The organism is Devosia sediminis (genome assembly GCF_016411825.1).
GTDB lineage: Bacteria > Pseudomonadota > Alphaproteobacteria > Rhizobiales > Devosiaceae > Devosia > Devosia sediminis.
This window is the reverse complement of sequence record NZ_JAEKMH010000002.1, coordinates 943,986-957,207: the sequence shown is the minus strand read 5'-3', so window position 1 is coordinate 957,207 and position 13,222 is coordinate 943,986. Positions and strand designations below refer to the sequence as shown.

Annotated in this window: 16 protein-coding genes and 1 riboswitch; of the genes, 4 read left to right on the top strand and 12 right to left on the bottom strand. The window is 62.9% G+C overall.

The window, feature by feature from the left end; all coding sequences use genetic code 11:
• Positions 1 to 50 precede the first annotated feature (50 nt).
• The 5 genes from nusB to JEQ47_RS11875 form a co-directional block, all read right to left on the bottom strand.
• On the bottom strand, positions 51 to 536 hold the full coding sequence (nusB, locus tag JEQ47_RS11895) for a transcription antitermination factor NusB (protein ID WP_198876608.1): 486 nt from the start codon (positions 534 to 536) through the stop codon (positions 51 to 53).
• Complete coding sequence (ribH, locus tag JEQ47_RS11890; protein WP_198876607.1) at positions 537 to 1,010, bottom strand: 6,7-dimethyl-8-ribityllumazine synthase; 474 nt, start codon at positions 1,008 to 1,010, stop codon at positions 537 to 539.
• A 112-nt stretch (positions 1,011 to 1,122) separates the two neighbouring features.
• Positions 1,123 to 1,602, bottom strand: coding sequence for a transcriptional regulator NrdR (nrdR, locus tag JEQ47_RS11885; RefSeq protein WP_198876606.1), 480 nt, complete (start codon positions 1,600 to 1,602; stop codon positions 1,123 to 1,125).
• 19 nt (positions 1,603 to 1,621) lie between these two features.
• A complete protein-coding gene (glyA, locus tag JEQ47_RS11880) occupies positions 1,622 to 2,917 on the bottom strand; it encodes a serine hydroxymethyltransferase (RefSeq protein ID WP_198876605.1) in 1,296 nt (431 codons plus the stop codon).
• A 131-nt stretch (positions 2,918 to 3,048) separates the two neighbouring features.
• Positions 3,049 to 3,131: riboswitch (ZMP/ZTP riboswitch) on the bottom strand.
• A gap of 39 nt (positions 3,132 to 3,170) precedes the next feature.
• Positions 3,171 to 3,383 (bottom strand): DUF6898 family protein, encoded by a 213-nt coding sequence (locus tag JEQ47_RS11875; RefSeq protein WP_198876604.1) that lies wholly within the window; start codon positions 3,381 to 3,383, stop codon positions 3,171 to 3,173.
• 211 nt (positions 3,384 to 3,594) lie between these two features.
• Here JEQ47_RS11875 and JEQ47_RS11870 point away from each other — a divergent pair, with 211 nt between their 5' ends.
• Entirely contained in the window at positions 3,595 to 4,335 is a 741-nt protein-coding gene (locus tag JEQ47_RS11870) for a hypothetical protein (protein WP_198876603.1), read from the top strand.
• A gap of 68 nt (positions 4,336 to 4,403) precedes the next feature.
• Here JEQ47_RS11870 and JEQ47_RS11865 read toward each other — a convergent pair whose 3' ends face one another.
• Positions 4,404 to 4,874 carry a RidA family protein gene (locus tag JEQ47_RS11865; RefSeq protein WP_198876602.1) on the bottom strand — a complete coding sequence of 157 codons (471 nt, stop codon included), beginning with the start codon at positions 4,872 to 4,874 and terminating at the stop codon, positions 4,404 to 4,406.
• Between the two features lie 104 nt (positions 4,875 to 4,978).
• On the opposite strand from JEQ47_RS11865, the gene JEQ47_RS11860 reads away from it, so the two are divergent.
• Entirely contained in the window at positions 4,979 to 5,944 is a 966-nt protein-coding gene (locus JEQ47_RS11860; protein WP_198876601.1) for a helix-turn-helix transcriptional regulator, read from the top strand.
• Positions 5,945 to 6,274: 330 nt separating this feature from the next.
• Here the strand turns inward: JEQ47_RS11860 and JEQ47_RS11855 are convergent, their stop codons facing one another.
• From JEQ47_RS11855 to JEQ47_RS11845, 3 genes are all read right to left on the bottom strand, one after another.
• The gene (locus JEQ47_RS11855; RefSeq protein ID WP_198876600.1) at positions 6,275 to 7,495 is read right to left on the bottom strand and encodes a L,D-transpeptidase family protein; all 1,221 of its coding nucleotides are present in this window, start codon (positions 7,493 to 7,495) and stop codon (positions 6,275 to 6,277) included.
• A 298-nt stretch (positions 7,496 to 7,793) separates the two neighbouring features.
• Positions 7,794 to 8,303, bottom strand: coding sequence for a transcriptional regulator LdtR (ldtR, locus tag JEQ47_RS11850; protein ID WP_198876599.1), 510 nt, complete (start codon positions 8,301 to 8,303; stop codon positions 7,794 to 7,796).
• A gap of 213 nt (positions 8,304 to 8,516) precedes the next feature.
• Positions 8,517 to 8,924 carry a hypothetical protein gene (locus tag JEQ47_RS11845; protein ID WP_198876598.1) on the bottom strand — a complete coding sequence of 136 codons (408 nt, stop codon included), beginning with the start codon at positions 8,922 to 8,924 and terminating at the stop codon, positions 8,517 to 8,519.
• 131 nt (positions 8,925 to 9,055) lie between these two features.
• Here JEQ47_RS11845 and JEQ47_RS11840 point away from each other — a divergent pair, with 131 nt between their 5' ends.
• Positions 9,056 to 9,793 carry an MmyB family transcriptional regulator gene (locus JEQ47_RS11840; RefSeq protein ID WP_198876597.1) on the top strand — a complete coding sequence of 246 codons (738 nt, stop codon included), beginning with the start codon at positions 9,056 to 9,058 and terminating at the stop codon, positions 9,791 to 9,793.
• Between the two features lie 44 nt (positions 9,794 to 9,837).
• Here the strand turns inward: JEQ47_RS11840 and JEQ47_RS11835 are convergent, their stop codons facing one another.
• Together JEQ47_RS11835 and JEQ47_RS11830 are read right to left on the bottom strand one after the other, a co-directional pair.
• Positions 9,838 to 10,533, bottom strand: a complete 696-nt coding sequence (locus JEQ47_RS11835) for a class I SAM-dependent methyltransferase (protein WP_198876596.1) — start codon at positions 10,531 to 10,533, stop codon at positions 9,838 to 9,840.
• 181 nt (positions 10,534 to 10,714) lie between these two features.
• Complete coding sequence (locus JEQ47_RS11830; RefSeq protein ID WP_198876595.1) at positions 10,715 to 11,101, bottom strand: DUF6163 family protein; 387 nt, start codon at positions 11,099 to 11,101, stop codon at positions 10,715 to 10,717.
• Between the two features lie 96 nt (positions 11,102 to 11,197).
• Here JEQ47_RS11830 and hemB point away from each other — a divergent pair, with 96 nt between their 5' ends.
• The gene (gene hemB, locus JEQ47_RS11825; RefSeq protein WP_198876594.1) at positions 11,198 to 12,211 is read left to right on the top strand and encodes a porphobilinogen synthase; all 1,014 of its coding nucleotides are present in this window, start codon (positions 11,198 to 11,200) and stop codon (positions 12,209 to 12,211) included.
• Here the strand turns inward: hemB and JEQ47_RS11820 are convergent.
• Positions 12,208 to 13,149, bottom strand: coding sequence for a DMT family transporter (locus tag JEQ47_RS11820; protein ID WP_198876593.1), 942 nt, complete (start codon positions 13,147 to 13,149; stop codon positions 12,208 to 12,210). The genes hemB and JEQ47_RS11820 overlap by 4 nt on opposite strands.
• Between the last annotated feature and the right edge of the window lie 73 nt (positions 13,150 to 13,222).

The following is a 13,222-nucleotide window of genomic DNA, read 5'->3' as shown; positions in this document are numbered from 1 at the left end:
GCAAAACGCCCCGCGGACGGGGCGTTGCAGAGGCAGCGATCCTGGATGGGTCAGGCCAGATCGACACCGGCGGAGCGGGCGATGGAATCGAGCGCGCCATTGACGAGGCCGGACGCGTCGTCCTCGTAGAAGGCGCGGGCGATGTCGACATATTCGGTGATGACAACGCGGGCCGGGATATCCTTGCGGCGCAGCAGCTCGAAGGCGGCAGCACGCAGGATGGCGCGAAGGGTGGCGTCGACACGCTCAATCGGCCAGCCTTCGGCCAGGGCCTTGTCGACGGCCGGATCGACCTCGAGCTGGTGCTTTGCCACGCCCGAAACGATCTGGCGGAAAAAATCGGCGTCGGCGGGCAGATATTGCTCACCCTCGATCTCGCGCCCGAGATGGAAAGCGCCGAACTGAGCCAGAGTATCTTCCAGCGTCGCCCGGCCGATATCCATCTGGTAGAGCGCCTGCACGGCGGCGAGGCGGGCCGCGCCGCGCTGGTTGGCAGGACGCTGGGCGCCCGGATCGCGTTTCGGGTGGTCGGTCATCTAGCTATTCAGTTTCGCTTTCACGTCGGACAGGGCGAGCGCGGCGCGCGCCGCATCCCCACCCCGATCCTGGTCATTCACATCGGCCCGGATCCGAGCCTGCGCCTCGTTTTCTACCGTCAGAATGCCGATGCCAAGAGGCAAAGCGTCGACAACGGCCAATTCGGCCAGCGCCCGAATACTCTCATTGGCGACCGAAGCATAGTGATTGGTCTGGCCCCTGATGACGCAGCCCAGTGCGACATAGCCGTCGAAATGGTCCGTTTCAATGGCCATCGCCATGGCCACGGGCACTTCCATGGCACTGGGCACGCCGATCACTTCATAGGTGGCGGCATGCTGCTCGAGCACGGCAATGGCGCCGCGCTTCATTTCGTCGGCGATGTCGGGGTAGTTCCGTCCCTCGACGATGAGGAAATGCAGGCCCCTGCCCGCTTCGACAGGGACAGGAAAACGTACGCCATAGGAGTCCATGACACCCTCCTTGAAGCGCCGCAATGCCAGCGCCACGGTGATCATACCCCACGAAACGTTGATACGGAGGAAAGGGTCGCGACGGGACCGCCCCGGCAGGATGACGCGCGGTTCAGTCGTCGTCGTCGCGCAGCACCGTCTTGTCATCGGCCAGTTCGGCGAGGAAGGAACGGAAGTCGTCAGCCGCCGAGAAGTTCTTGTAGACGCTGGCAAAGCGGACGAAGGCCACGTCATCGAGGCCCTTGAGGCCTTCCATGACATATTCGCCGATCTGGTCGGAGGTGACTTCCACATCGCCCAGGCTTTCGAGCTGACGGACGATGCCCGAAATCATGCGCTCGACCCGTTCGGGCTCGACCGAGCGCTTGCGCAGGGCGGTATTGACCGAGCGCGCGAGCTTTTCGCGGTCGAAGGGGACCTTGCGGCCGGTCTTCTTGACCACGGTGAGGTCGCGCAACTGGACGCGCTCAAAAGTTGTAAAGCGCCCGCCACAGGCATTGCAGACGCGACGGCGACGGATGGCGCCCGAATCTTCGGTCGGGCGCGAATCTTTCACCTGAGTATCGTCATTGCCACAATAGGGGCAGCGCATGGCGGGCAGTCTCTCTGGTTCAGTAGATCGGGAATCGATCCGTCAGGGCCTGTACCTTGGCACGAACCTGCGCCTCTACGGCACCGTTGTTGTCATCGCCATTGGTCTTGAGGCCATCGAGCACTTCGATGATGAGCTCGCCCACGGTCTGGAACTCGGCCGTGCCGAAGCCGCGCGAGGTGGCAGCCGGTGTGCCGAGACGCACGCCCGAGGTGATGGCGGGCTTTTCCGGATCGAAGGGCACGGCATTCTTATTGCAGGTAATGTGGGCGCGGCCGAGGGCGTTTTCGGTTGCCTTGCCGGTGAGGCCCTTGGGCCGGAGATCGACCAGCATCAGGTGGTTGTCGGTGCCGCCGGAGACGATGTCGACGCCGCCCTTGACCAGCGTCTCGGCCAGCACCTTAGCGTTGGCGACGACCTGCTGGGCATAAAGCTTGAACTCGGGCGACAGCGCTTCCTTGAAGGCCACGGCCTTGCCGGCGATGACATGCATCAGCGGCCCGCCCTGGATGCCCGGGAAGATGGCCGAATTGATCTTCTTGGCGATGTCCTCGTCATTGGTGAGGATCAGGCCGCCGCGCGGGCCGCGCAGGGTCTTGTGGGTGGTGGTGGTGGCCACGTGGGCATGCGGGAACGGGCTCGGGTAGACGCCACCGGCGACGAGACCGGCCACGTGGGCCATGTCAACGAACAGGATCGCGCCGACTTCATCGGCAATGGCGCGGAATTCGGCCCAGTCCATGACGCGCGAATAGGCCGAGAAACCGGCTACGATCATCTTGGGCTTGTGCTCGCGGGCGAGCGAGCGGACCTGGTCCATGTCGACGCGGCCATCCTGCTTGCGCAGGCCATACTGGATGGCGTTGAACCATTTGCCGGACTGGTTGGGCTTGGCGCCATGGGTCAGGTGGCCACCGGCGTCGAGCGACATGCCGAGAATGGTGTCGCCGGGCTGGATCAGGGCCTGATAGACGCCCTGATTGGCCTGCGAGCCGGAATTGGGCTGCACATTGGCGAAGCCGACGCCGAACAGCTCCTTGGCGCGCTCGATGGCGAGGCTTTCGGCCACGTCCACATACTGGCAGCCGCCATAGTAGCGCTTGCCCGGATAGCCCTCGGCATACTTGTTGGTGAGGACAGAGCCCTGCGCTTCGAGCACCGCACGCGAGACGATGTTTTCCGAGGCGATCAGTTCGATCTCGTTGCGCTGGCGGCCGAGCTCGTCGCCCATGGCCCGCGCCAGCTCAGGATCGGTATCGGCGATCGAATTGGTGAAGAAGTTCGGGAACAGCGAAGTGGACATGGCGGTGCTCATCGGCTGGTGACCTCGCGCGAGGTCAGGTCTGTCGGAACGGCGTTGGCAATATCACGGCACAAGCCACGATTCCAAGGCCAGGAATGGGGGAAAGGACTGCGCAAACAGATCATGGGGCTCCCCTAAGAGGTGTTGGGTGCCCAGGCGAGCGGCAGTCTGAGGTTCGCGTTCCCCGATGGTTACCCATCTCATCTCGCCAGTCGCGCGAACGCGGCAGTTATGCCGGAGATTGGACGCCAGGGAAAGAGGGAAGTCAGGCGTATTTGCCCGGACCGGTGGGCGCGGAAGCCTGTTGCTGCTCGAGCTTGCGTTTCAGCTTTGCCATCGCGAGGCGCTGCATGTCGAGCTTGCTGGCGCTGAGCGGCGCGATGACCACCACTTCGATGCCGGTCGCCTCGTCGAAGGCGGCGACGCGCATCTGCTGGCCGAGCTGGACAAATTCGAACAGGACATCGCCGTTGGCCATGAGACCTCCACGGGCGAAGAATAATCAAAACCGCCATCGGCGGAAAGACCGGATTGGACGTCGGCATTTGCCCGGAAATTGTTTCCCACCAACGATATACCGGCACAATGTGCCGAGGCTTCCCAAAGCGTTTTCGTCGGAAGATCAACGCCTTGGTATCTGGCGCAGGTTTTGCATCGTCCCCCGAAGACCCACGGGAGCGCCAGTCGCCATGCAGTTGAGTTCCGCTGTCTTTTCCAATCCCGCAATGCGCCCACAACTGGAACAGTTTTACGAGCACCAGAAGGAGAAGGCGCTGGAGAGCCTCCGCGCGCGGGGGGACCAGACGCCGAGTGAAGTCGACATCGCCCTGCCCAATGGCGAGACGCGGACCGCGACGCCGATCCCCTTCACGGTCGATAAAATGGAAAAGGCCTTTGTCAGCTTCGACGACTGGATGCGTTTGCAGGAGCGGCTTCACGCCAGCAGCGAGCGCCATCTGGGGGCGGCGAAGCAGGGACTCGACCGGCTGGCCGAGCACCATCCCGACAGCAGCGCGCAGGTGCGGGCGAGCTTTTCGTCCGGCGAACAACTCCTGGCCTATATCAATGCCGATGGCACGCTGGTGACCCATAGCGGCGCGGATTTCCTGCAATCGATCGCCCAAAAGGCCAACGACCTCGGGTTGGGCGGGGAAAAGCGGGTGGAGTATCTCACGCGGGAAATCGAAAAGGCGCTGACCGAGAGGAACCGGGAGGCGCCCGACGTCACCACCTATGCCGATGGATCATCGCCGACGAAGCGGGAATTCGCAGAGATGTGGTACGCGCATTTCGACGTGGATCAGCACTATCGCGATGCATTGAAGCAGGCCCAGGCCAGCTACGACGCGGCCCTGGAATGGCACCAGAAGCGGCAGGACCAGCTCAATGCCATGCAGGCGTTTTTCATGAGTTTGCAGGAGAGCACCTAGTCGCGGCGCTCAAACCAGCTTCCGGGCACGGCGGCGGGCGGCCCTGGCGGGCCACCCAATTGTTTCGCCTAGTCGAGGACGACCACGGCTTCGACCTCGAACAGCATTGCATCGACTGCGAGCTTTGGCACCGGAACAAGCGTTTGCGCCGGCAATCTGTCGCCGAACATGCTCGAGACGTTCTGCGTGAGCACGCCGAGTTTGGACATGTCGTGGTCGACAACGAAGATCGTGAGTTTGGCGACCTGATCGGGCTTTGCGCCGATGCCGTCGAGCGCGGCGCTCAGATTGGCATAGGCCTGTTCGACCTGCGTTGCGAAATCCGGGGAGAGCGCGCCGGTGTGGTCGTGGCCGCCCTGCCCTGAAATGAAAGCCAGACGCGCATTGGCTGGCATGACGACCGCGGTGCTGTAGCCGTTGGGTGTCGGATCACCGAGATTCGGGGGATTGACGATTGTGAGTGGCTGCGCGCTCGCGGCAACAGAAAGCGACATGATGACTGCTCCTCCAATGAGCAGACGTCTGGTTTTGTGAGGCATGGGTGCCGTTCTCCGGACCTGAACAAGGCCCGACAGCAGGCCTTCGTTGACCCTTATGCGCGCCCATACCTGTCACGGAGTGTCAGGTTGGGTTATTATTTTGCATGCGAGCCAGCCGACTGCTTTTCATTCTCACCACTCTGCAAGCGAAGGGGCACGTGACGGCCCAGGCGCTTGCGGACGAATGCGAAGTTTCGCTGCGCACCATTTATCGCGACGTGGATGCACTGAGCGCGGCCGGTATTCCCGTCTACAGCGTGCAAGGCAGCAGCGGCGGTTATAGGCTGCTGGACGGCTACAAGGTGCGGCTCAACGGCCTGTCCTCGACCGAGGCGGAGGCCATATTTCTGGCAGGGCTGACCCGACAGGCCGCAGAACTGGGCCTGGGAGCCGCTGCGGCAAGTGCGCGCGCAAAGCTAATCGCCGCCCTGCCCGAGGCCATGCGATCGGGCGGGATGCAGTCGCGTTTTCACTTCGATGCGCCGGCCTGGTTCGCGGAGGCCGAGGCATTGGACCACCTGCCTGTTGTGGCCGATGCGGTGTGGAATCAGCGCCCGATCCGCATGCGCTACCGCGGCAAGACCGAAGACAGGGAGCGGCAGGTCGAGCCCATCGGCATCGTGCTCAAGGGTGGCGCCTGGTACTTGGTGGCGCAAAGCGGTGGGGCTGTGCGGACGTTTCGGGTCTCGAAGATCAGCGCCATCGCGGTGCTGGAGGGGCGATTCGATTACCCCAGCACTTTCAAGCTCGAAGCCTATTGGGCTCAGAGCACGCGGGACTATGAGGTGCGCCTCCATCCCAATCGCGCGGAAATCCGGCTGTCACCGCGGGGGTTGGAGCTGATGGACGCGCTCCTGCCGCCCTATATCCGAAGTGGCGCCGTGATCTCGGAGGTGGCCGATGCTGATGGCTGGCGGCAGGTGTCACTGTTCGTCGGATCGATGACCAGCGCCGCAGCGGAAATCCTCAGGTTTGGCACAGAGGCCGAGGTGACCGGGCCACCCGAATTTCGGGCGGCGATGGTCGATGTCGTCGGTAAGCTGGCGGGGATTTATGGTGGCAACACATAAACTGGCGCCAATGAAGCGTAGCGCCGGGCCGCCCGCCATTCGAGCTGCCACTCGACCATAGGTCTCGTGGCCTTCTCGCCTCCAGTCGCGCCCCCGGCGCGCCTGGCCCTTCGGGACGGGTCGAAGTCTCATGGCCTTGAGGCGTGAAATCGCTCCATTGGAGCGATTTCCAATACGCCACCCGCCATTCGCGCGTGCGCTCATGGCCTTGAGTCCTAAATTTGCTCCACCAGAGCAAATTTGCCTGCGGCCGGACCGCCCGCCATTCGAGCATAGCTCTCATGGCCTTGAGGCGTGAAATCGCTCCACTGGAGCGATTTCCAATACGCCTCAAGCCTCAAAAGTGACTTTGCCTTGTTCGTCGAACTTGTAGACGTCGTCGCGGAAGCTGACGGTGCCCTGGCGGTTGGCCCAGGCGGTGATGTAGGTGGTGTGGATCGGCACCCTGCCCTTGCATTCGACGTCGAGGCGCTGGAGCGAGGCAAAGGTCGAGTCGACCTTGGTCTGGTCCCAGTCGCCATTGTCGCGCAGCAGCCAGTTGACGAGCTGGTTGACACCTTCGACGCGCACGCAGCCCGAGGAGTGGAAACGGGCATTCTCGTTGAACAGCGCCTTGGACGGCGTATCGTGCAGATAGCAATCGTAGGGATTGTAGAAGTTGATCTTGCAGTGGCCCATGGAATTGGCCGAGCCCGGCTCCTGACGATACATGTAGTTGACCTGGGCATCGGTGATGTTCGCCCAGTCGATCGTCGTCGGATCGATCTTGTTGCCCGAGCCATCGTAGATGAAGATGTTCTGCTCGGTCAGGTAGTTCGGATTTTCGAGCATGTACTTGGTCAGGTCCTGACGGACCAGCGACTTGGGCACGTGCCAATAGGGGTTGAAATTGATCTGGCTGATATTGCTGGCCATGATCGGGGTCGCGCGCTCGACGCGGCCGACAACCGCGGTATGGCGCTGCTCGACCATGCCCCCGGACACCGCCTCGATGGTGGCGGCCGGGATATTCACAACCACATAGCGATCGTTGAGTTTGGCGGCCATGTTCTGGACGCGGGTGTAATTGAGATAGAGCTGCTGCAGGCGGGTCGAGGCCGGCACGTTCATGGCGTACCAGGTCGGCTCGTCGATCTGGCCGGTGACGACGAGGCCATGGCGGGCCTGGAAGGTGCGCACGCCGCGATCGGTATCGGCATCGAAGACGTCGCTGGCATAATCGACCAGCGCCATGTCGCCCGACGAAATCAAGCGGCGCTTGAGCTGGACCACGGCGGGCGAGGAATTGCCGAGGATGAGCTGATAGGCCTGCTGCGGAATTTCCTCCCAGCCGCCGGCGGCAACGAAAGGCTCGTACTGGGCAATGGCCAGCTGGAGATTATGCAGAGTGTCGAAGGAGAGGATCGGCTCGTTGGTGGCGATCAGCGCGGCGGCCGCGGCAGTATTGCCCTCGCGATCGGTTTCGCGCAGCACCCTGCCTGGGCCAAGCATGTCGAACACGGAATCCTGGGCCCAGGCCGGCATTGCCGCACCGGCGCTCAGAACCGCCATTGAACCGATGAACTTCCGTCGCGTAAGCCGCATTCCACCTACCCTAGATTTGCCCGCATTTGACCGGCGATACCATCACTCCGACGCGCGTCACAATGCGCTCAACGCCTTGTGAACCCGCCGATGTGGTAGCCATGCCAGCAAATGGTTTTAGACCCTTTAAATCGGCTGCCGGTTATTTGCGGCACAAATAAGAAACGCCGGTCTCGCGACCGGCGTCTTCCCAGCAGTTGTGGCATGGAGGCAACACATGCCGCCAGCTGCCGCCCTTCCATCCTGCCCTCTTCGGGCCGGGAAATCAGAGCTTGTAGAGGATCTGGTCGACCCAGAAGCGTTCGAGGCGGGCGAGAGCCTTGTTGAGGCCGTCGAATTCCTCGTCGCCCAGGCCACCGACCTTGTCGATGGATTTCAGGTGGCGGTCATAGAGTTCGTCGATGACCTCGGCCACTTCCTCGCCCTTGGGGGTCAGCTTGATGCGGACCGATCGGCGGTCGGTGCGCGAGCGCTCCTGGAAGATGTAGCCAGTCTCGACCAGCTTCTTGAGATTGTAGGACACGTTCGAGCCCAGATAGTAGCCGCGCGAACGCAGTTCGCCGGCGGTGAGCTCGGCATCGCCGATGTTGAACATCAGCAGCGCCTGGACTGGATTGATGTCGTCCCAGCCCATGCGATCGAACTCATCCTTGATGAGATCGAGAAGGCGGCGGTGGAGACGTTCCACGCGGGAGACGGCTTCGAGATAGAGCGGTTTCAGACTTTCGCTGCGTTCCAGGGTCAGAGCCTCGGCTGCGTTCGACTTGATTGCCATTTGTGCCTCACTGTTCAATCACGTGCGATTTTTCGCATCTCATGAGGCCAAACTACGACCGCCCTATAAAGATCGGCCTAAGGACTACGCTTAAAACTATCTTACTGGAACGCAATGAGAATTTGGCTTAATGGCGCCTTACACCCGGTGATAAAACTGTAACCTTTCCGATGTGTGAAGGGCGGGATGCCCGCCCTCCCGGCGCCCCTCCCATTACCGGAGAAGCGCCTGCGCACCGTGAAGCTTGGCTGCGAACATGCCGCCCACCGCCAGCGCCTGCGCCAGGAGGAGAGCAGTGCCCAAAGGCGTGAGTTCGGCCTGATAGAGCACCACCAGCACCACCGAGCCGAGCGCCCAGGTGAGGTCGACCGCAATATTGCTCCACACCATCGCCGGATGCGGCCGGGCCATGCGGCCGATCATGAGATTGTAAAGGGCCCAGGGCAGCAGGATAACGCCAAGCGTCACGAAGAATGCCGGGGGCAGCGACCAACCGGCGATCTCGGTCAGCGGGGTGGCCGTGACTATGAGGACGAGGCCCATCACGGCCGAGATCGGTCCATCGGCCAGATATGGCAGGTGGGGATCGAGGCGCGGCGCGGCGGCGAAGAGGTCGGTCATGAGATCATCCTTCATCGGGTTTGCGACGACGACGAGGAAGGCGCCGGCGAGGTCATCGGCTCAATTCCCTCAGAGGTAATGGAAATGCCTCTCCTACTCGGGCAAGTTGGTCGTGCAATGGGAGGCAGAAGATGTTCGAGCGCAGCTTGCGGGACTGGCGAACGCGCCGGGGCATGAGCCAGATGGCGCTGGCTCTGGCTGCGGACGTGTCGCCGCGGCACCTGAGCTTTCTGGAATCGGCGCGGGCGCGGCCCAGCGCAACCATGGTGATGCGCCTCAGCGAAGCGCTCGACCTGCCCTTGCGAGAGCGCAACGGATTGCTGGTGGCAGCCGGGTTTGCGCCCCAGTTCAGCGACAGTGACTGGCTGAGCCCGCAAATGGCGGAGGTGCGGCAAGCGGCGCAGCTCCTGCTCGCGGCACATAGCCCCTCCCCGGCCCTGGTGCTGGACGCAGCCTTCAACATTCTCGAAGCCAATGAGGGCGCCTTTGCGCTGATCGGGGGGCGACCGGCGGAGCGGAGCGCGCTCAACCTTGCGGATCTGGTGTTCACGCCGGGCCCGGTCCGTGCGGCCATCGTCAACTGGGACGAGGTGGCCGGCTATCTGATGCATCGCCTACGCGAAGGCACGCGAAGGCGCGGGCCGGAGTCGGCGGTGGCACGCGTTCTTACCCGGGCCCGCCGGCAGGAGGGCGGAGCGTCGCTCGAGGGCGCGCATGCCGCATACCGCAGCTCGGTCCTGCTGCCGCTCGACTTCCGCATCGACGGGAAAGTGACACGCTGGTTCACGACGGTGACCAGCTTTGGCGGACCGCAAGACGCGCCGGTTGAAGAGATCACCATCGAACAGTTTCACCCGGTCGCGAACTGAAGAGGCAAATTAGCCTGCCCGTCATGCCGCGCGGACCGGGAGGATCAGGTCACCAGCCGCTGTTCTGCGGCGGGCGAGCCCTTGATGGCCATGATGGATTTGGGCCAGCCACCAACGCGCTCGATGTGAATTTCGGCCTCCGGGAAAAACGACTTCATCTGCGCGGGAACAAGCAGGTTCCAGTCCGGCGCCGTGACTTTCAGGACCTTGCCGCTTTGCTTGAGCACGGAAACCAGCGCCGGGCGCGGGAGGAATACAAAGGGGAGCGGCAACCAGGAATGGGACTCGACCAGGAAAAGCTTGTGGGGCGTTTGGACGTAATACTGCCTGCCGACGCGACGCACCTCTTCGGCAAACGACATCTGATGCAGCAGGGCTGTTTCTCGGAAAGATTGGCCGTTGGTATTACTGATCGCTTCGCTCTTGGGGCCGGTTACATGCTCAATAACGCTGGAGCAGAACACGAAGTCGAACTCGCCATCCTCGAATGGAAGCCGGTTCGTGCCATCCGCCAATTTGGTCTTGAAGCCCCGTGCCGCAGCACGGCGGAGGTCACTTTCCGAATAATCACACACTGTAATGTTTTGGTGATTTGGGAAGACCTTGGCGATATGGGCGCCATCGCCGCCGCCAAGATCAAGAATAGAAGCGGTCTCGGGAATGGCAAGCACACGCCGCAGAAAATCCGCCCGCCTCATTCGCGCCTTGTTACCGAGACCCTGCATAATACTCTTAAGCATTATCATTCCCCTCAATACCGCATATGTAGTCATAGTGCAGATGCAGGTATTGGGCAATATAGCGGGACGCAACTTGATGAATGCCACAAATCACCCATCGGCGGCATCGGCCCTCAGGAAAATGGCTGAGCCACCAGAGACTTGAGCCCTGGCGGCGCATCCTGACGATGTCAGAGGCCGGTCAGTCCGCCTGGGCGCGGTTGAAGCGGAGGCTCAGGGCGAAGATGATGACGATGGAGGCCAGAAGCACCACGCGCATGGCAAAGCCGATGGCGCCGATGCGGATGTCGGGATTGCCCGAGACATAGAGCAGGAGTTCGAGGGTGGTGGCGCCAACCAGCAGCACGGCGCCCCAGCTCGCCTTGATCCAGAGACCGACTGCGGCGAAAATCCGGGCGAGACAGAAGACGGCGAGAAACACGAAGGACGTGAAGCCCATGGCCGCGATGGGGCTGGTGGCGCCAAGGTTCACCCCGAGCAGGCGCGCCGCGTCGCTGAGGCCGAGGATCAGCGCCAGAATGGCGACGATGCGGACATAGAGGGCGAGGTTTGGAGCCTGGAACAGCATGGCAGGTGTGATACCCCGACGGCCCGGCTGCGACAAGCGGTGGCTTGGAGCGACGCAGCGAGGCTGTTAATCAGGGTCGCAAAAGGAGACCTCGCGATGACCCAGAGCTGGCCCAAGCATGACATGTCGTTTCTCGGCGGCCGGCGGATGCGCCGCCTGCGGCAAAGCGAGTGGAGCCGGGCCATGGTGCGCGAAACCGAACTCTTGCCGCGCGACCTGATCTGGCCGCTCTTCGTGATCGAAGGGCAGAACGAGAAGACCCAGATCCGGACCATGCCCGGCGTCGAGCGTCTGTCCATCGACCTGATGGTGGAGGCGGCAAAGGCGGCTCGCGATGCCGGTATCCCGGCGCTGGCGATCTTTCCCAATACGCCGGACCACCTGCGCAGCGAGACCGCCGCAGAGGCCTATAATCCGGATAACCTGATGTGCCGGGTGCTCGATGCCATCAAGTCAGCCGTGCCGGAGATCGGGCTCATCGCCGACGTGGCGCTGGACGAATATTCCGCCAACGGGCAGGACGGGCTGGTGCGGGACGGCGAAATTCTCAATGACGAGACCGTCGCCGTGATGATCCGCTCCGCTCTGGTGCAGGCGCGGGCGGGCGCCGACATCATTGCCCCATCGGACATGATGGATGGGCGCGTGGCCGCCCTCCGCGCCGCGCTCGACGCCGAAGGGTTCGAGCACGTCCAGATCATGTCCTACGCCGCCAAGTATGCGTCGTGCTTCTATGGCCCCTTCCGCGAGGCGGTGGGTTCGGGCAGCCGGCTCAAGGGCGATAAGCGCACCTACCAGATGGACTATGCCAATTCGGACGAGGCACTGCGCGAAATCGAGCAGGACATTGCCGAGGGCGCCGACAGTATCATGATCAAGCCCGGCATGCCCTATCTGGACGTGATCAGGCGGGCGCGCGACGCCTTCAACGTGCCGATCTATGCCTACCAGGTGAGCGGCGAGTACGCGATGATCGAGATGGCCGGGGCTGCCGGTGCGATCAACCGCGATGCGGCGGTGCTCGAGAGCCTCTGGGCCTTCAAGCGTGCCGGGGCAAACGGCATCCTCACCTATTACGCGCTGGAAATAGCGCGGAAGCTCGCGCGCTAACCGGCCTTTTCGGTCAGCCCATCTTCCGATGCCATCTGCGCCGGGCGCTGGCCGCGGCGGGGGCGCACCGCGCTGAGGACGCCGGCTAGGGCAACCAGCAGCATGCCGCCAATGGCGAGGGGCTCGGGCGCATGCCCAAAGATCAGCCATCCCAGGATGCCGGCCCAGAGCAGGTGCATGTAGCTCATGGGCGCAATGAAGGCGGCGGGGGCATAGCGATAGGACTGGGTGAAGCAGTAGTGACCCAGCCATGCGGAGACGCCGAGGCCGATAAAAAGCGCGACCTGCAGAGCGGTGGGGGCAACGCCGTGCAGAGTCCAGGGCAGGAAAATGCCGAAGGCTATGGCGCCGACAATCGCTGAATAGAACAGCATGGCCATGGTGCGCTCGGTGCGGGCCAGCACGCGCGAGAGCAGGTTGTAGGCGACACCGACCATGACATTGCCGAGGACGAAGACCACGCCCCAGGGGTCCAGCCCGCCTCCGGGGCGGGCGATCAGCAAGACGCCGGCAAAGCCGATGACGGCGGCGATCCAGGCGGTGATGCCGACCTGTTCCTTGAGCACCGGACCCGATAGGGCCACGACAAGGACCGGGCAGAGATAGACGATAGCTGTGGTCTCGGCGACCGGCATGCGCTGCAGGGCCAGACTGACCAGAAGCGAGCCGAGCGCAAGGCTGATGGCCCGCACCAGAACAAGGCCGGTGCGCTGGGTGCGGACCATTTCGCGACCATGAAACGGCGCCACCAGGGCCAGCATCAAGAGGCTATGGCCGATATACCTGATGGCGGTGACCATGGGCGCATTGTAGTCGGTCAGCAGCAGCTTGTTGGTGGTGTCGTTGTAGGCGAAGAGCAGCGTCGCCCCGACGATGAGCACAAAGCCGCGCAAAGGCTGGTGGGTCAGCGCCGGGACAGGCGCGGATGAAGAGGGCATAATAGTGGTCCGGAAGGATCGCGGCCGCGACAGGCGGGGCGACTCGCTCAGGTGGAGTGCCTAGCCTAACGCG